The organism is Aquibium carbonis, from assembly GCF_003970795.1.
Lineage (GTDB): Bacteria > Pseudomonadota > Alphaproteobacteria > Rhizobiales > Rhizobiaceae > Aquibium > Aquibium carbonis.
Genome location: NZ_RWKW01000126.1, coordinates 1 through 17,716, shown reverse-complemented (window position 1 = coordinate 17,716; position 17,716 = coordinate 1). Strand labels below are relative to the sequence as shown.

Here is a 17,716-nt window from a genome sequence, read left to right as displayed (position 1 = left end):
GCAGGGCGTCTCCTTCGACATCGACTAGGGATGCGATCGAGCGGCCGGCGCGAGCGCGCCGGTCGGCTAGTCTTCGCCCAGATCGAAGAGGGCGCGCATCATGTCGGAAGCGGTCTCGAAGACCGCGAGGTTGGCGCGGAAGGCGAGGCTCGCCTGCATGAGCCCGGTGACCTCGCCAAGCAGGTCGACGTTCGGTGCGGCGACGAGGCCATTTTCGTCGGCGAAGCTCGCTGACGGCTCGAAGGCGGCGGTGTAGCCGGGAATGAGCGGCCGCACGATGGCGACCGTGCCGCCGCCCAGCGTCGACGCGCTCTCGACCTGAAGCGGCTGGTAGACCGTGGTCGCCCCGGCGGCAGGCTCGAGCGCGCCGGTGGTGCGCGCGTTGGCGATGTTGCCGGCCGCGACGTTCAGGCGCGTGCTCTCCGCGAGCATGCCCGAAAGCGCGATGCCGGCCGCGTTGCCGATCATGACTTGAACCCGATGACGCCCATTCGGCTGTTTTAGCCCCAACCGGTTGCTGGCCGGTTTACGGGACGCGCGGCATTCGAACGAATGCGCCGCGAGGGCCTGGGAGATTTCAGCCCCAGAGCGCGCGGGCGGCATCCAGCAGACCGCGCCGCACCAAAGCGCCACCGTCGAGGACATGGAAGCGGAAGCCGGCGAGGCCGAGCGCGGAGCGATAGAGCTCGGCCTGGGTTCCGCTCGCAACAAGGCCGACCTCGCGACCGATGCCATGCATGGCGCGGGCGGCAGCGACTTCCGCACCGATCAGCAGGCCCGAGAGGCGAGCGCGGGGATGGGGCGCAGCGGCACCGCTGAGCAGGGCAGCCGCGCGTAGCGAAAAGAGTTTGCCGGTGATGGCGGCGCCGTCTTCCAGCATGTCCTCGACGCCCCCGCGAAAGGCCGGATCGTCAGGCTCGAAGCCGCCCTCGCCCAGCGTGTCCTTCAGGATCGAGTGATGGCCAAGCAGCGCGAAAAGCTCGCCGGTCATGAAGGTGGTGAAGGAGACGAGGCGGCCGGCTTCGATCGAGGCCCATTTCGAGTGTGTACCTGGGAGGCAGACGAGGCCATCGGCGAGACCCTGCGCCATCGCGCCGGCGAGCTGCGTCTCCTCTCCGCGCATGACGTCCTCGCGCCCTGGCAGACGCTGGCAGACGCCGGGCAGGATGCGCACGTCGCGCGTCGGGTGGGGCACGACGAAGGCGCCTTTGTGCAGGGCGTCGAGCTCGACCGGCGCGGAAAGATAGGCCGCCTCGCGCCAGCCGCCGCGCGCGCCGGCCATGCCGGCGACGATGACCGGCAGGCCGGACGGGGCGCCGAGATCGGCCAGATGGCCCTCCATGACCGCTTCGAAGCGATCGGGCATGCAGGCCCGCATGCCCTCCCCGCTGGCGCGCTCGCCGAGCACGCCGCCGGCTTGGTCGAGCACCCAAATCCGCAGATTGGTGGTGCCCCAGTCGATCGCCGCGCAGAAGGGAGTGCTCGGGGATGGGCGGGTCATCGATCGTTTCCTAATGCTATCGTGGGTCTGGCGGTCGACGGCGGACTACGGGGCGGGTGATGCATCAGCACCGCGCTCCTGCCGGGCAAACCGCGCCGCGTCGACGGCGTCGCGGGCCATCTCGTACAGGATGCGCGAGGCCGGCGACAAGGCGCGCTGGGCGTGGGTGATCAGTGAATAGGCGGGAACCTTGATGGCCGCGTCGACAGGCAGGACGACGATGCGTCCGTCGAGCCCGTCCTCGCGGCTGTAGAAATCGGCCACAGCCTTCGCGACCATGGAGACCGCGTTGGACTGGCTGATATAGGCCAGCGTCAAGAGCAGCGAAGAGGTGGACAGCACCTTGCCGGGCAGCGGGATCTGGTGGGCCATCAGATGGTTCTCGACCGTGCGGCGCATGAGGTTGCCGCTTGCCTGGAGCACCCAGTCATAGGCGACGCAGTCGGCCAGCGTGACGCTGGCTTGGCGCGTCAACGGATGGCCGCTGCGGGCGATGACGCTGAGCGGCTCCGACCCGATCTCGGTCAAGGCAAACATCTTCGGGTCGACGTCGCCAAGCAGCCGGCCGATGAAGAAATCGACGCGCGAGGCGAGCAGGTCCTCGGCCAGCCGGTCGCTTGTGTCGACCGAGACGGTGATCGAGATCGCGGGATGGGTGACGCGGGCGCGGCGGATGATGGGCAGAACGAGATCGAGTGCGGGTCCGGTGACCGAGCCGATCGACACCGTGCCCTGGTTGCCGCGCTCCATCTCGACCAGTTCGCGGGCGGTGTCGTCAAGGTTCTGAAGCATCATGGCGGCGCGAAGCGCGAAGCGCTCGCCGAAGGGCGTGAGCACGATGCCGCGGGCGTGGCGCTCGTGCAGCGGCATGCCGACGATCGCCTCCATCTCGGCCGCCATGCGCGAGGCAGCGGGCTGCGAGATGGCAAGTTGGGCGGCGGCCGTCCCCATCTGGCCGGTTTCCTTCAGGGCGCAGATCAGTCGCAGATGCGCCAGCCGTAAACCCCGCCGAACGAGATCGTCGCGGCTGGGCAGGGCAGGCGAGCCGCGATTGCGTGCGCTCATGGTCTCTTCACGGCTAGATATATGATTTCTGGTATGACTATCACGCAAGAATGCATTTGACGAGCATGGCTTGAATGATGCCAATCGCCGAGCCGAAGGGAGGAACCGGTTTCTGGGCAACCGGTCCTTTGGCGACGGGAGGAAAATGCGAGGCATCGCGATGCCCGCCATCTCCCCGTGCGATCCATCGAACCGGTCCGGGCAGCCACGCTCCGGCACATTCCGTCATGGGAGGAAGAAACATGAGACTTCTCAACGTTGCGCTGGCAACGACCGCACTGCTGGCGGCCGCCTTCGTGGTGCCGTCCTTCGCGCAGGACAAGGGCACCATCGGCATCGCCATGCCCACCAAGTCGTCGGCCCGCTGGATTTCGGACGGCAACTCGATGGTCGAGCAGTTCCAGGCGGCCGGCTACGGCACCGACCTGCAATATGCCGAGGACGACATTCCGAACCAGCTCGCCCAGATCGAGAACATGATCACCAAGGGCGTCGACGTGCTGGTGATCGCGGCGATCGACGGCACGACGCTGTCGAACGCGCTGGAGAACGCGGCAGCGGCCGGCATCAAGGTCATCGCATACGACCGCCTGATCCGCGACAGCGGCAATGTCGACTATTACGCCACCTTCGACAATTTCAAGGTGGGCGTGCAGCAGGCCGGCTCGCTGATGAAGGGGCTCGAGGAGCGCTTCCCCGACGAGGCGTCGTGGAACGTCGAGCTGTTCGGCGGCTCGCCGGACGACAACAACGCCTACTTTTTCTACAATGGCGCGATGAGCGTGCTGGAGCCCATGATCGATTCCGGCAAGGTGACGATCGTGTCCGGCCAGATGGGCATGGACCGGGTGGGCACGCTGCGCTGGGACGGCGCGGTGGCCCAGGCGCGCATGGACAACCTTTTGTCGGCCCACTACACCGACAAGCAGGTGCACGGCGTGCTGTCGCCCTATGATGGCCTGTCGATCGGCATCCTGTCCTCGCTCAAGGGCGTCGGCTACGGCTCGGGCGACATGAAGATGCCGATCGTGTCGGGCCAGGACGCCGAGGTTCCCTCGGTCAAGTCGATCCTCGCCGGCGAGCAGTACTCGACCGTCTTCAAGGACACCCGCGAACTCGCCCGCGTCACCGTCGGCATGGTCGATGCGGTGCTGGGCGGCGGCGAGCCGGAGATCAACGACACCGAGACCTACGACAACGGCGTCAAGGTGATCCCGTCCTACCTGCTCGAGCCGGTTTCGGTCGACGCGACCAACTGGGAAGAGATCCTGGTGGGCAGCGGCTACTACACCAAGGAACAGGTGCAGTAAGCACGGCAAGCCAAGGGCACTGGCGGGAGGCGAGCTTCGCCTTCCGCCGCATGCAAGGCAATGGACATGACCGCCGACATCCTTCTCGAAATGCGCCAGATCACCAAGGCGTTTCCGGGCGTCAAGGCGCTCGACCGGGTGGACCTGAAGGTGCGCCGGGGCGAGATCCATGCGATCTGCGGCGAAAACGGCGCCGGCAAGTCGACGTTGATGAAGGTGCTGTCGGGCGTCTATCCTGCAGGCAGCTTCGACGGCGAGGTCGTCTATGACGGCCAACCCGCGCGCTTCCGCAACATCGCCGACAGCGAGCATCGCGGCATCATCATCATCCATCAGGAGCTGGCGCTGGTGCCGCAGCTGTCGATCGCCGAGAATATCTTCCTCGGCAACGAGCGCGGCAAGCGTGGCGTGGTAGACTGGCGCGAGACCAACCATCGGACAGAGCAATTGCTGGCGAAGGTGGGCCTTAAAGAACCGCCGACGCGGCTCGTCGACCAGATCGGCGTGGGCAAGCAGCAGCTGGTCGAGATCGCCAAGGCGCTGTCGAAGGACGTCAAGCTGCTGATCCTCGACGAGCCGACAGCGGCGCTGCAGGAGACCGACAGCCGCAAGCTGCTGGACCTGATGCTGGAGCTGAAGGCGCACGGCGTGACCTGCATCCTGATTTCCCACAAGCTCGGCGAAGTGCGCTACGTCGCCGACACGGTGACGGTCATCCGCGACGGCACGACGGTCTCGACGCTCGACGCCAAGGCGGGGCTGTCGGAAAACGAGATCGTGCGCGACATGGTGGGCCGCGACATGACGCACCGCTTCCCGCAGCACGAGCGCACGCCTGGCGAGGTGCTGATGGAGGTGGAGGACTGGAGCGTCTGGCACCCGGAGCGGGCCGAGCGCAAGGTCATCAAGAACGCCAGCTTCAACGTGCGCGCCGGAGAGGTGGTGGGCATCGCCGGGCTGATGGGCTCGGGACGCACGGAACTGGCCTTGTCGATCTTCGGCCGCTCGTGGGGCCGCGACATTTCCGGCACCGTGAAGCTGAAAGGCCAGCCGGTCGACGTGTCGACGGTCCAGCGTGCGATCGCGGCGGGCATCTCCTACGTCACCGAGGATCGCAAGTCGCTGGGGCTGGTGCTGGACGAGACGATCCGCTTCAACACCACGCTCGCCAACCTCGAAGGCGTGTCGTCGCGCGGGGTGCTGAAGCGCAACGAGGAGACGCGGGTCGCGGAACGCTACCGCGAGGCGCTGGCAACGCGCACGCCCACCGTCTTCCAGAAGGTGGTGAACCTGTCGGGCGGCAACCAGCAGAAGGTGGTGCTGGCCAAGTGGCTGTTCACCTCGCCGGAAGTGCTGATCCTCGACGAGCCGACGCGCGGCATCGACGTCGGCGCCAAGTATGAAATCTACACGATCGTCAACGAACTGGCCGCCCAGGGCAAGGGCGTGGTCATTATCTCGTCGGAGATGCCGGAACTGCTCGGCATGTGCGACCGGATCTACGTGATGAGCGAAGGCGCGCTGGTGGGCGAGCTTCCGGCGGCCGAGGCCAGCCAGGAGCGCATCATGTCGCTCATCGTCAACGACTAAGGAGAAGAGGATGGCTCTGGCCGAAGGCGTCAACAAGGCGGGCGAGACGGGTTCCGGCAAGGGAATCGGCGCCTATCTGGCATCGCACCTGCGCGAATACGGGCTGCTGCTCGCGCTGATCGTCGTCATGATCTTCTTCCAGATCGTAACCGATGGGACGCTGCTGAGGGCGGTCAACGTGACCAACCTGCTCCTGCAGAACAGCTACATCGTCATCATGGCGCTCGGCATGCTGGTGGTCATCGTGTCGGGCAACATCGACCTGTCGGTGGGCTCGGTGATGGGCTTCATCGGCGCGCTGGCCGCCGTGATGATGGTCAACCACGGGCAGTCGATGTTCGTCACCATCATCGTGTGCCTCGTCGTCGGCGGGTTGATCGGCGCGGCGCAGGGCTATTGGGTCGCCTACTGGAAGATCCCGTCCTTCATCGTGACACTGGCCGGCATGCTGGTGTTTCGCGGACTGTCGCTGTGGCTGCTCGAAGGGCAGTCGGTAGGCCCCTTCCCGCGCGAGTTCCAGGTGATCGCCAACGGCTTCGTGCCGGATCTCTTCCCCGCCGGCATCGGCGAGACGCTCGCGGGCTTCTTCGACGTGCGGCAGGTGAACGTTCTGGCGCTGGCGGCCGGCATCGTCACGGCCGCGGCGATCGTCTGGATGGGACTGACGCAGCGGGCGCGCAACCGCGCCTACGGCATCGACGACGAGCCCTTCGCCTTCTTCGTGGCGCGCAACGCGATCGTGGCGGCGGCGCTCGTCTTCATCACCTACAAGCTGTCGACCTTCCGCGGCCTGCCCAACGTCCTGATCACCATGGGCGTGCTGACCGTCATCTACGCCTTCATCACCTCCAACACGGTGGTCGGCCGGCGCATCTACGCGCTCGGCGGCAACCAGAAGGCGGCCAAGCTGTCGGGCATCAACACCGAGCGGCTGACCTTCCTGGCCTTCACCAACATGGGCGTGCTGGCGGCGGCGGCCGGCCTCGTCTTCGCCGCGCGGCTGAACACCGCCACGCCGAAGGCGGGCTTCGCGTTGGAACTCGACGTGATCGCAGCCGTGTTCATCGGCGGCGCCTCGATGTCGGGCGGCGTGGGCACCATCATCGGCGCGGTGGTGGGCGCCTTCCTGATGGGGGTGCTCAACAACGGCATGTCGATCATGGGCATCGGCATCGACTACCAGCAAATGATCAAGGGCCTGGTGCTGCTCGCGGCCGTGATCTTCGACGTCTACAACAAGAACAAGGGCTGATGGCCATGCTGCTTTCCCAGATCAGGACTCCGGCGGGCGACCTCAAGGTCATCGCACGGGATGGAACCGAGGCGTTCGAGGTGCAGGGCGCGACGAGCGTGCATGCGCTGGCGCTCGACTGCGCCCGAGACGGCGAGAAGATCACCGACCGGATCGGCAAGCTGGGCTTCGGCCCGGCGGTCGACCTGGCCAAGGCCTACGAGGAAGGCAGACTGGTGTCGCCCATCCTGCATCCCGACCCCGCGCACCTGCACCTGACCGGCACCGGCCTGACGCATCTCGGCTCGGCCGCGACGCGCGACAGCATGCACCAGAAGACGCTGAAGGCGGACGAGGAGACGCTGACGGATTCGATGCGAATGTTCCGCATGGGCGTGGAAGGCGGCAAACCGGGCAACGGCAAGCCCGGCGTGCAGCCGGAATGGTTCTACAAGGGGAACGGCACCATGGTGACGGCGCCTGGCGCGGCACTCGCCTCCCCCGCCTTCGCCGACGACGGCGGCGAGGAACCGGAGATCGCCGGCATCTACGTGATCGGGGCGGACGGCCAGCCCTTCCGGGTCGGTTTCGCGCTGGCCAACGAGTTTTCCGACCACGTGATGGAGCGGGTGAACTATCTCTACCTCGCCCATTCCAAGCTCAGGCCCGCCTCCTTCGGCCCCGAGATCCTGGTGGGCGACCTGCCGCAGGACGTGCGCGGCGTCTCGCGCATCAAGCGCGGCCGGGCGACGATCTTCGAGAAGCCGTTCCTCTCGGGCGAGGCGAACATGTCGCACACCATCGCCAACCTGGAGCATCACCACTTCAAGTACGGCGTGTTCCGCCAGCCGGGCGACGTGCATGTCCACATGTTCGGCACTGCGACGCTGTCGTTCGCCGACGGCATCCGCACCGAGCCGGGCGACGTGTTCGAGATCGAGGCGCCGCCCTTCGGCATGCCGCTGCGCAATGCCTGGACGATCACCCCGCAGCCGGGCCGGGACGAGGTCGTGCGCGTCAGCGCCTTGTGAGATTGGATCAACCGATGAGCTTTACCAAGGCGGCCTGGCCGCGCAGATTGCGCTCGCAGGAATGGTATGGCGGCGAAAGCCGCGACGCGATCTACCACCGGTCCTGGATGAAGAACCAGGGCCTGCCGGCCGACCTGTTCGACGGGCGCCCGGTGGTGGGCATCTGCAACACCTGGTCGGAGCTGACGCCCTGCAACGCGCATCTGCGCGACCTCGCCGAACGAGTGAAGCACGGCATCTACGAGGCGGGCGGCCTGCCGGTGGAGTTTCCGGTGTTCTCGCCGGGCGAATCCTCGCTGCGCCCGACCGCGATGATGTATCGCAACCTGTGCGCCATGGACGTGGAGGAGGCGCTGCGCGCCAACCCGCTCGACGGCGTCGTGCTGCTCGCCGGCTGCGACAAGACCACGCCGGCGCTGCTGATGGGCGCGGCCAGCGTCGACATTCCGGCGATCCTCGTGTCGGGCGGGCCGATGCTGAACGGCTGGTTCCGCGGCGAGCGGGTCGGCTCCGGCACGGCGCTCTGGCAGATGTCGGAAGACATCAAGGCCGGCAAGATGAGCCGCGCCGACTTTCTGGAGGCCGAGCAGTCGATGTCGCGCTCGCCGGGCTCGTGCAACACCATGGGCACGGCCTCGACGATGGCGTCGATGGCCGAGGCGCTGGGCATGGCGCTGTCGGGCAACGCGGCGATTCCCGCCGTCGATTCGCGCCGTCGCGTGATGGCGCACCTCACGGGGCGGCGCATCGTCGAGATGGTGAAGGACGATCTGAAGCCCTCGGACGTGCTGACGCTCAAGGCATTCGAGAACGCGATCTGCGCTAATGGCGCGATCGGCGGCTCGACCAACGCGGTGATCCACCTTCTGGCCATCGCCGGCCGCGTCGGCATCGAGCTTTCGCTCGACGACTGGGACCGCTGCGGCCGCGACATACCTACCATCGTCGACCTGATGCCGTCGGGACGGTTCCTGATGGAGGAGTTCTTCTATGCCGGCGGGCTACCGGTGGTGCTGAAGATGCTGCTTGACGGCGGCAAGCTGCATGGCGACGCGCTGACCGTCTCGGGTTCCACCATGGCCGAGGAGATCGCCGAGGTGCGCAACTGGAACGAGGAGGTGATCCGCCCGGTCGATCGCGCGCTGACGCAACAGGGCGGCATCGCCGTGCTGCGCGGCAACCTGGCGCCGAACGGCGCCGTCATCAAGCCGTCGGCGGCGAGCCGGCACCTGATGAAGCATCGCGGCCGGGCCGTCGTGTTCGAGGACATCGACCACTACAAGGCACGCATCGAGGACGAGAACCTCGACATCGACGAGAATTCGGTGATGGTGCTGAAGAACTGCGGCCCGCGCGGCTATCCGGGCATGGCGGAGGTGGGCAACATGGGCCTACCGCCGAAGGTGCTGAGAAGGGGCATCACCGACATGGTGCGCATCTCCGATGCGCGCATGTCGGGCACCGCCTACGGGACGGTGATCCTGCACACCTCGCCCGAGGCCGCGAGGGGGGGACCGCTCGCCATCGTGCAGGACGGCGACATGATCGAGGTCGACGTCGCGGAACGGCGCATCCATCTCGACGTGCCCGAGGAGACGATCAGGGCGCGGCTCGAATCCTGGAAGCCGACGGCGCGAGAACCCGCGAGCGGCTATGCGAAGCTGTTCCACCGGCATGTTGGCGGTGCCGACACCGGAGCGGATTTCGACTTCCTCGTCGGTTCGCGCGGACACGAGGTGCCTCGTGAAAGCCACTGAACCGACCCGGATCGCGATCGTCGGGCTGGGCAAGATCGCGCACGACCAGCACATCCCCGCGATCGGCCGGCATCCCGGCTTCTCGCTGTCGGCGATCGTGACGCGCGGCGCGGGGCTGCCGGGCTTCGACCATTTCACGCAACTGGACGCGATGCTGGCCGCGCGGCCGGACGTGACGGCGGTGGCGCTGTGCGTGCCGCCGCAGGTGCGCTTCGGCATGGCGTGGGCCGCCCTTTCGGCCGGGCGCGACGTGCTTTTGGAAAAGCCGCCGGGCGCGACCGTAGCGGAGGTTCACGCGCTGACCGACCTTGCCAGGGCGAATGGCCGCACGCTGTTCGCCACATGGCATTCGCGCTTCGCGCCCGCCGTGGCGCCGGCGAAGGCATGGCTGGGCGATCGAACGGTGACGCGGGCGGACATCGTCTGGCGCGAGGACGTGCGCAAGTGGCATCCGGGCCAGGCCTGGATCTGGCAGGCGGGCGGGATGGGCGTGTTCGACCCCGGCATCAACGCGCTGTCGATCGTGACGGAAATCATGCCGCGGCCCCTGCACATCACCTCGGCCGAGCTTGAGTTTCCCGAGAACCGCGACACGCCGATCGCGGCGCGGCTCGCCTTCGCGGATACGACCAGCGCGCCGGTGACGGCCGATTTCGACTGGCGCCAGACCGGGCCGCAGACCTGGGACATAAGGGTCGAGACGACCGAAGGCGCGCTGACGCTCTCGGCCGGTGGCGCGAAGCTGGAAATTGACGGGCGAACGGTCGACCAGCCAGCCGAAGCCGAGTATGACGGCATCTATGCCCGTTTCGCCGAGCTTCTCGCGACGGGTATGAGCGACGTGGACGCCTCTCCCCTGGTCCATGTCGCCGATGCCTTCATGCTGGGCCGGCGCATCGTGACGGATCCCTTTCACGACTAGCACCGACCGCCGGACAGCCAGACACAGACGGAAAGGAAGACCATGACCGACAGCTATCAGCCGGGCGGAAAGCACCTCATTGCGGGCGAATGGGTCGCGGGCGACGCGACGTTCGAATCGCAGCCGGCGACCGGCGCGCCGCACCGCTTTGCAGCGGGCACCGCCGCGCATGTCGATCGCGCGGCGAAAGCCGCCGAAGAGGCGTTCTGGAGCTATGGCTATTCATCCCGCGCCGAGCGCGCGGCGTTCCTCAACGCCATCGCCGACGCCATCGAGGCGCGCGGGCCGCAGATCACCCAGATCGGAACCGCCGAGACGGGCCTGCCCGCCGCAAGGCTGGAAGGCGAGCGCGGCCGCACGGCCGGCCAGTTGCGGCTGTTTGCCAGCCATATCCAGAAGGGCGACTTTCTCGACCGTCGGCATGACGCCGCGATGCCCGACCGCAAGCCGGCGGCGCGCCCCGACATCCGCCTGGTGCAGCGCGCGCTCGGCCCGGCGGGGGTGTTCGGCGCGTCGAACTTCCCGCTCGCCTTCTCGACGGCTGGCGGCGACACGGCATCGGCGCTCGCCGCCGGCTGCCCGGTGGTCGTGAAGGGGCATCCCGGACATCCGGGCACAGCCGAAATCATCGCCGAGGCGATCCTCGAGGCCATCGGTAAGTGCGGCGTACATCCGGGCGTGTTCTCGCTGGTGCAGTCCAACACGCGCGAGGCCGGCGAGTCGCTGGTGCAGCATCCGCTGATCAAGGCGATTGGCTTCACCGGATCGCTGAAGGGCGGACGGGCGCTGTTCGACCTGGCCTGCTCGCGGCCAGAGCCGATACCTTTCTTCGGCGAACTGGGATCGGTGAACCCGATGTTCCTGCTGCCGCATGCCTTGAAGGCGCGCGGCGCGGAGATCGCCGCCGGCTGGGCGGGCTCGCTGACGATGGGGGTGGGCCAGTTCTGCACCAATCCAGGGCTCGGCATCTTGATCGACGGGCCGGAGGCGGCCGCCTTCGAGGCGACGATGGCTGACGTGATGGGCAAGATCGCGGCACAGACGATGCTGTCGGACGGCATCGCCAGCGCCTTCCAGGCGGGGCAGTGCCGCATCCGCGACACGAACGGCGTGCGCGAATTGGTGGCGACCAGTGTCGAGGGGCGCAATGTCGGGCCGTGGCTCTACGCTGTTTCCGGCGAGACCTTCCTTGCAAACCCGGCGCTGGCCGAAGAGGTGTTCGGCCCGCTCGGCGTTTTGGTGAAGGTGCGCGACAAGAACGAGATGATGGCCGTGGCGCATGGGCTGGAAGGCCAGCTCACCTGCTCGCTGCATCTCGATCAGGCTGACACGGCGCTGGCTTCGACGCTGGTGCCGGTGCTGGAGCGCAAGGCCGGCCGGCTGCTCGCCAACGGTTTCCCGACGGGGGTCGAGGTGGTGGATTCGATGATGCACGGCGGCCCCTATCCTGCGAGCACGAACGTTTCGACGACGTCGGTTGGAACGCTGGCCATCCGCCGTTTCCTTCGGCCGGTGGCCTACCAGAACATGCCGGCGGAACTGCTGCCGGAGGACATCCGCTCGATCTGAACTATCCCTTAAGAAAGGGGACCAGAACCTCGGCCAGCCGCGCGGGCTGGCTGACTTGGGGCGCATGGCCGGCATCGAGCGTCATCCGCGCCGCACCGGGCACGAGCGCCTGCATGCGGCGCTGCACGGTCATCAGGACGGAGCGGTCGTCGGCGCATTCAACGTAGAGGCGCGGCAGCGTTCCGAACCGCCCCGGCGTCCACGCGGTGGAAATCGCGCGACCGCCCTCGCCCTGCGGCGTGAGACCTTCGGCGAGGCGCAGCGCCTCGTCGCGCGGCACGTCGTTCAGGAAGACGTCGGCAGCAGCCTCGTCCGGTACGGACGAGACGCTTCTATCCGGCGACCAGACGAGATGCGGCCCGATGCCGAGCAGGCCATTCTCCGCCGCCCTCACGTCGCGCAGGACATCGCCGAAGCCCATGCCAGGCGGCAGCATCATGCCGGCGATGTAGGCGACACGCTCGACACTTTCGCGAAAGCGCTCGGCCGCGGCCGTTGCGACCACGCCGCCGCCAGAGTGGCCGACCAGCGCGATCGGGCCGGAGGCTGCCGCGATGATGTGTCCGACATGCTCGACGTAGCGGGCGAGCGAGGCCTGTTCCGGCGGCACGGCGTCCGCGCCGTTTCCGGGCAGGTCGACGGCGATGACCCGCAGATCGGCATCTTCGAGAAGCGGCGTCAGTCGCGACCAAACCCAGCTTCCCTGCCAGGCGCCGTGAATGAGGATGACGGTGGCGGCCATCGACTATGTCCGGTTGGCTTGCGCGCGGGACGGGTCAGGCCGCCGCATAGGTCTTGCGGTACATGGCCTGGAGATGATCCTCGACCTTGATGGGTAGGTATTTCGGCTTTTCGCCCGGTTCAAGGCAGGTGGGGATGCAGGCGACCTCGAAATCCGGGTTGCCGGTGAAGAAAAACGGCACGGAATAGCGCTCGCGGCCGGACGCGTTGACGACGCGATGCAGCGTCGAGCGGTAGCGGTCGTTGGTCCAGCGGGCGATCATGTCGCCGAGATTGATGACGAAGGCGCCGGGGATCGGCTGCGCGACGATCCAGCCGCCGCTGTCGTTGTCGAAAACCTGGAGGCCACCGACGTCGTCCTGGAGGAGGAGCGTCAGGCCGCCGAAATCGGTGTGCGCACCGGCGCCGAAATCGTCGGCGACGGTCTCGGCCGGCTGCGGCGGATAGTGCAGCAGGCGCAGGATCGCCAGCGGATCGCGCACGAAGCCGGCGAAGTGGTTCTCGTCGAGGTCGAGCGACAGCGCCATGCCGCGCATCAGCCGCTCGGCGAGATCGAGCATGGCGGCGTGGTAGGCGCGCATGGCCGGGCGGAAGCCGGGAAGGTCTTGCGGCCACTGGTTGGGACCATGGTTGAACTTGCGGGCGACGACACGGGCGTCGTCCTCCGGCAGTTCGAGGCCGATGTAGTAGCCTTCCTTGCGGTCGGGACGCGCGCCGGCCTGCAGGGTCTGGCCACCGAGCGTCTCGTAGCCGCGGTTGGCGAAGGACTTCGCCTTGTCGACCGCGAGCTTCGCCTCCATCGGCAGATCGAAGAAGCTCTTCGTTTCGGCGAAGACGGCCTCGACGAGGCCGGCCGGGATGCCGTGCCCGACGCAATAGAAGAACCCCTTGTCGAGGCAGGCCTCGTGCAAGGCCGTGCCGACGGCGCGGCGCTTTTCCGGATCGGAGCACGACAGGCCCGAAACGTCGACGATCGGAAGTCCGATTGCGGCTGAACTTGCACTCATGGTGGTTCCTCGATCCGGATTGTTCCGGATACCCAGCAAGCACCATGCCAGACGAGTAAGCACGATATCCGCCATCACGCTCGCCCGACACGACGGAATGCCCTGCAAATCGGCAGCGCATCGCTCATATCGCAGGCAAGTCGACTGTTCATCCGCTCCATATGGCTTCACGCGCCGCCGCCGCCATCGTAACAGGGAGCGGCACGGAGGATGACCATGCTCGAACAGAACCAGACGACGGCGGGCGCAGCGATATTCACGCGACTGAAGGTGCTGGGCGTCGACTACGTCTTCGCCAATTCCGGCACCGATTTTCCGCCGATCATCGAAGGGCTGGCGGAAGCGCAGGCCAAGGGCCTGGAGCTGCCGGAGGCGCTGGTGATCCCGCACGAGCACGCCGCCATGGGCATGGCGCATGGCTATTACCTGATCTCGGGCCGGCCGCAGGCGGTAATGCTGCACACGAACGTCGGGCTCTCGAACGGCGCGACCGGCGCAATCAACGCCGCCTGCGAGCACGTGCCGATGCTGATCATGTCGGGGCGCACGCCGATCACCGAGAAGGACCGGTTCGGCGCGCGTACGGTGCCGATCGGCTGGGGCCAGGAGATGCGCGACCAGGCGGCGCTGGTGCGCGAGGCCTGCAAGTGGGACTACGAGCTGCGCTTTCCCGAGCAGATCGTGGAACTGCTCGACCGCGCCGCGGCGATCGCCGAATCGACGCCGAAGGGACCCGTCTACCTGTCGCTGCCGCGCGAGACGCTATGCGAGCCGCTGCCGGCGGGCGCGATCGACGGGCCGCGATCGATAACGCCCGTGACCAGCGCGCCGAACCCGGCCGCCGTGCGGATGGGGGCGGAGCTGATCGCGGGCGCCGAGCGGCCGCTGGTGATCGCACAGCGCGGCGCGGGCGACGAGGCGAGCTTTGCCGCCTTCGGCGCCTGGGCCGAGCTCTGGGGCATCGCCGTATCGTCATGGTGGGCGACGCACCTGGCGATCTCGACGGAGCATCCCTGCCATGTCGGCTGGGATCCGGGGGCGGCGCTGGCCGAGGCCGACGTCGTGGTCATACTGGACAGCTTGGCGCCCTGGTGGCCGGACAGGCATGAGCTTCGCGAGGACGCCAAGGTGATCAACATCGGTCCCGACCCGCTGTTCAGCCGGTTCCCGGTGCGCAACTTCCGCTCGGACGTCACCATCGCGGGCGAAAGCGCGCTGACGCTGCCGGCGCTTTTCGAGGCGATGGAGGTGCTGCCGTTCGACGACGCGGCGATTTCGGCACGGCGCGCGCGGCTGGCCGAAACCTCCGACCGGACGCGGCGGACGCTGCGCGAGAATGCGGCGGAGACGGGCCGCGGCATCACCAAGCACTATGTCAGCCTGTGTCTCGGGCAGGCGCTGGAGGGCATCCGCTCCAGCGTGTTTTCCGAACTCGGCGCGCAGCTCGGGATCATCAGCCGCACAGAACGCAATTCCTGGTTCCAGGAGCCTCATTCGGGCGGGCTGGGCTGGAGTTTTCCCTGTGCGATGGGGGCGCAGATGGCCGACCCGGAGCTGGTCTGCGTGGCGGTGATGGGCGACGGATCATACATATTCGCCAACCCGACCGCGTGCCACCAGATTGCCGAGGCGATGTCGCTGCCGGTGCTGGTCATCATCGTCAACAACGAGGAATGGGGCGCGGTGCGCGCCTCGGTGACGGGGCTTTATCCGAACGGCTTCGCCTCCCGTTCCAACCGGATGCCGCTGACGGCGCTGAAACCCTCGCCAAGCTTCACGAAGACCGCGGAAGCGAGCCGTTGCTGGAGCCGACGGGTGACCGATCCGGCGGACCTGCCCGGCGCGATCGCCAGCGCTCTGAACGTGGTTCGCTTCCAGAAACGTCCCGCGCTGCTCGACGTCGCGGTCTTGCCGGACTAGGATTTGTCGAGGATCGATACCGAGGTCCGACCCCGCCACAAAGCTCCTTCGAGACCGCCGCCATGCCGCTTCGCGCCATAATCCTGCTGCCCGCCCTCGCCCTCGCCGCATGCACAAGCATGGCGCCGGCCCTTGACGAGGAAATCATCTCGTCGATGACCTATGACTCGACGCCCTGCGCCGAACTCGTCGCACGGCGGGACGCGCTCGCGTCCTATCATCGGATCGGAGCCGACGGCGCGCTCCTGGTGCCGGGCAAGAGGCCGTTCTATGTGGCCTCCGGCGCCGGGCCGTTCCTGCCCGATACGCGCCTGCCATGGACCAGAGACAGAAGCCGCGCGATCGGGGTGATCGCCGCGATGGACGGCTCGATCAAGCGGAGGCAATGCCGAGCTGCGTGAGGCGGACGGCATGCCGCAAGAGGCTTCTCCCAACCGTCCGATCACGCGTCGACCATGGGTTGATCGGAGCGCGGGATGTTTGTAGAACATTTCATGAACAAATGGAGGGAACCATGAGGACCACCGGCAAGCTCGACTACATCGAAATGCCCGCCAAGGGAGGAACGATCGACGGCGTGAAATCCTTCTATGCGGCGGCCTTCGGCTGGACCTTCACCGACTACGGGCCGGGCTATTCGGCTTTCGAGGAGGGGCTCGACGGCGGCTTCGACGCCGATCCCGGGGCCGTTTCCAAGCCCTTACCGGTGCTTTATTCCGACGAGATCGAGGAGACCCTGATGCAGGTGCAAGCGGCGGGCGGCACGATCATCCGCGAGATCTTCACGTTTCCCGGCGGCCGGCGCTTCCACTTCACTGACCCGGCCGGCAACGAACTGGCGGTGTGGGGGCCGGCCGCCGCCGACTGATCAGGTTCGCCCCGCCAGCACCTTGCGCAGACGGCCGGTAGCAAGGCCGACGTCAGGCTCCCTCTGGATGGCCATCAGATGGCGCAGGCGAAAGGTCTCGTCAGGCTCGAGCTTGCCTTCGCCGAGAAAGGCGCGGGCTTCCTCGCGCAGGGCGTCCATCTGGCCCGGCTCGGCGAAGGTGCCGTCGTCCCTGTGCTGGTCGATCCGGGCGATCAGTTCCGGGACGCCCTTCATCCAGGCGAAGCGCGGTTCGCCGATCAGCGCGAAGAGCTTCGTGTAGGGGCTGTCATAGGCCGGATCGCCGCCGATCTCGGCGTGCAATAGGGCGCGGTGGAAGGCCTGGAGGGCCAGCGACAGTTCAGAAGCGCGGGCGGCGTGGTCGTCGGTCATGATCGTGTCCCGTGAGAATGGTCCGGCCATATATGGTTTGCCGCGTGCCATTTTACCAAAACCGGCGCACACTTTCGGGGGACATGCTCAGCCTACCTCGCGGATTCGCTCGGCGGTCTGGAGATCGACGGAGACGAGTTGGCTGACGCCCTGCTCGGCCATGGTGACGCCGAACAGCCGGTCCATGCGCGCCATGGTAATGGGATTGTGGGTGATGATGACGAAGCGGGTCTGTGTCGTACGCGCCATTTCGTCCATCAGGTTGCAGAAGCGTTCCACATTGTGATCGTCAAGCGGCGCGTCGACCTCGTCGAGCACGCAGATCGGCGCGGGATTGGTGAGGAAGACGGCGAAGATCAGCGCCATGGCCGTCAGCGCCTGCTCGCCGCCCGAGAGAAGCGTCATGGTTTGCGGCTTCTTGCCTGGCGGACGGGCGAGGATTTCTAGGCCGGCCTCGAGCGGATCGTCGGATTCGATGAGCTGGAGTTCAGCCGTACCGCCGCCAAAGAGATGGGTGAAGAGCCTCTGGAACTGGCCGTTGACCGCGTCGAAGGCGGCAAGCAGCCGCTCGCGGCCCTCGCGATTCAGGCTCTGGATGGCCTGGCGCAGCTTCTTGATCGCTTCGACGACGTCCTCGCGCTCCGAGACGATCAGTTCCAGCCGCCCCGAGAGTTCGCGCTGTTCCTCGTCGGCCCGCAGGTTGACCGCGCCGAGGCGCTCACGCTCGATCTTCAGACGATCGACACGGTGTTCGACCTCGGCCATGTCGGGCGCGGGATCGCCCGGCTGGAGGCCTGCATGGCGGATGACGAGA

Annotated in this window: 17 protein-coding genes; 10 read left to right on the top strand and 7 right to left on the bottom strand. The window is 67.1% G+C overall.

From position 1 onward, the window contains the following. Positions 1-66: 66 nt before the first annotated feature. The 3 genes from EJC49_RS23955 to EJC49_RS23945 form a co-directional block, all read right to left on the bottom strand. Positions 67-468: a flagellar basal body rod protein FlgC gene (locus tag EJC49_RS23955; RefSeq protein WP_126702448.1), complete on the bottom strand. Its 402-nt coding sequence runs from the start codon at positions 466-468 to the stop codon at positions 67-69. A 109-nt stretch (positions 469-577) separates the two neighbouring features. Then, complete coding sequence (locus tag EJC49_RS23950) at positions 578-1,501, bottom strand: 2-dehydro-3-deoxygalactonokinase (protein ID WP_126702447.1); 924 nt, start codon at positions 1,499-1,501, stop codon at positions 578-580. Positions 1,502-1,546: 45 nt separating this feature from the next. Further along, positions 1,547-2,566 carry a LysR family transcriptional regulator gene (locus tag EJC49_RS23945; protein WP_170314854.1) on the bottom strand — a complete coding sequence of 340 codons (1,020 nt, stop codon included), beginning with the start codon at positions 2,564-2,566 and terminating at the stop codon, positions 1,547-1,549. Between the two features lie 242 nt (positions 2,567-2,808). On the opposite strand from EJC49_RS23945, the gene chvE reads away from it, so the two are divergent. From chvE to EJC49_RS23910, 7 genes are all read left to right on the top strand, one after another. Then, positions 2,809-3,876 carry a multiple monosaccharide ABC transporter substrate-binding protein gene (gene chvE, locus EJC49_RS23940; protein ID WP_126702445.1) on the top strand — a complete coding sequence of 356 codons (1,068 nt, stop codon included), beginning with the start codon at positions 2,809-2,811 and terminating at the stop codon, positions 3,874-3,876. 66 nt (positions 3,877-3,942) lie between these two features. Beyond that, the gene (gene mmsA / locus EJC49_RS23935; RefSeq protein ID WP_126702444.1) at positions 3,943-5,466 is read left to right on the top strand and encodes a multiple monosaccharide ABC transporter ATP-binding protein; all 1,524 of its coding nucleotides are present in this window, start codon (positions 3,943-3,945) and stop codon (positions 5,464-5,466) included. 10 nt (positions 5,467-5,476) lie between these two features. Further along, entirely contained in the window at positions 5,477-6,718 is a 1,242-nt protein-coding gene (gene mmsB, locus EJC49_RS23930; RefSeq protein ID WP_126702443.1) for a multiple monosaccharide ABC transporter permease, read from the top strand. A 5-nt stretch (positions 6,719-6,723) separates the two neighbouring features. Further along, on the top strand, positions 6,724-7,728 hold the full coding sequence (araD1, locus tag EJC49_RS23925) for an AraD1 family protein (protein ID WP_126702450.1): 1,005 nt from the start codon (positions 6,724-6,726) through the stop codon (positions 7,726-7,728). Between the two features lie 14 nt (positions 7,729-7,742). Next, positions 7,743-9,485 (top strand): L-arabinonate dehydratase, encoded by a 1,743-nt coding sequence (araD, locus tag EJC49_RS23920; RefSeq protein ID WP_126702442.1) that lies wholly within the window; start codon positions 7,743-7,745, stop codon positions 9,483-9,485. Further along, positions 9,472-10,407, top strand: a complete 936-nt coding sequence (locus tag EJC49_RS23915) for a Gfo/Idh/MocA family protein (RefSeq protein ID WP_245453544.1) — start codon at positions 9,472-9,474, stop codon at positions 10,405-10,407. The genes araD and EJC49_RS23915 overlap by 14 nt, the downstream gene beginning before the upstream one ends. 42 nt (positions 10,408-10,449) lie before the next feature. After that, complete coding sequence (locus tag EJC49_RS23910) at positions 10,450-11,976, top strand: aldehyde dehydrogenase (NADP(+)) (protein ID WP_126702441.1); 1,527 nt, start codon at positions 10,450-10,452, stop codon at positions 11,974-11,976. A gap of 1 nt (position 11,977) precedes the next feature. Here the strand turns inward: EJC49_RS23910 and EJC49_RS23905 are convergent, their stop codons facing one another. Both EJC49_RS23905 and EJC49_RS23900 read right to left on the bottom strand, forming a co-directional pair. Next, positions 11,978-12,718, bottom strand: a complete 741-nt coding sequence (locus EJC49_RS23905; RefSeq protein WP_126702440.1) for an alpha/beta fold hydrolase — start codon at positions 12,716-12,718, stop codon at positions 11,978-11,980. A 34-nt stretch (positions 12,719-12,752) separates the two neighbouring features. After that, positions 12,753-13,724, bottom strand: a complete 972-nt coding sequence (locus tag EJC49_RS23900) for an isopenicillin N synthase family dioxygenase (protein WP_126702439.1) — start codon at positions 13,722-13,724, stop codon at positions 12,753-12,755. 216 nt (positions 13,725-13,940) lie between these two features. Between EJC49_RS23900 and EJC49_RS23895 the strand changes: the two genes are divergently transcribed. From EJC49_RS23895 to EJC49_RS23885, 3 genes are all read left to right on the top strand, one after another. Next, the gene (locus EJC49_RS23895; protein WP_126702438.1) at positions 13,941-15,644 is read left to right on the top strand and encodes a thiamine pyrophosphate-requiring protein; all 1,704 of its coding nucleotides are present in this window, start codon (positions 13,941-13,943) and stop codon (positions 15,642-15,644) included. 62 nt (positions 15,645-15,706) lie between these two features. Continuing rightward, positions 15,707-16,045, top strand: coding sequence for a hypothetical protein (locus tag EJC49_RS23890; RefSeq protein WP_126702437.1), 339 nt, complete (start codon positions 15,707-15,709; stop codon positions 16,043-16,045). A 113-nt stretch (positions 16,046-16,158) separates the two neighbouring features. Further along, positions 16,159-16,512: a VOC family protein gene (locus EJC49_RS23885; protein WP_126702436.1), complete on the top strand. Its 354-nt coding sequence runs from the start codon at positions 16,159-16,161 to the stop codon at positions 16,510-16,512. On the opposite strand, the gene EJC49_RS23880 is transcribed toward EJC49_RS23885, so the two are convergent. Beyond that, positions 16,513-16,902 (bottom strand): hypothetical protein, encoded by a 390-nt coding sequence (locus EJC49_RS23880; RefSeq protein ID WP_126702435.1) that lies wholly within the window; start codon positions 16,900-16,902, stop codon positions 16,513-16,515. It lies immediately after the preceding gene. 87 nt (positions 16,903-16,989) lie between these two features. Further along, positions 16,990-17,716: AAA family ATPase (locus tag EJC49_RS23875; RefSeq protein ID WP_148106331.1), on the bottom strand; the 727-nt coding region annotated here is incomplete at its 5' end.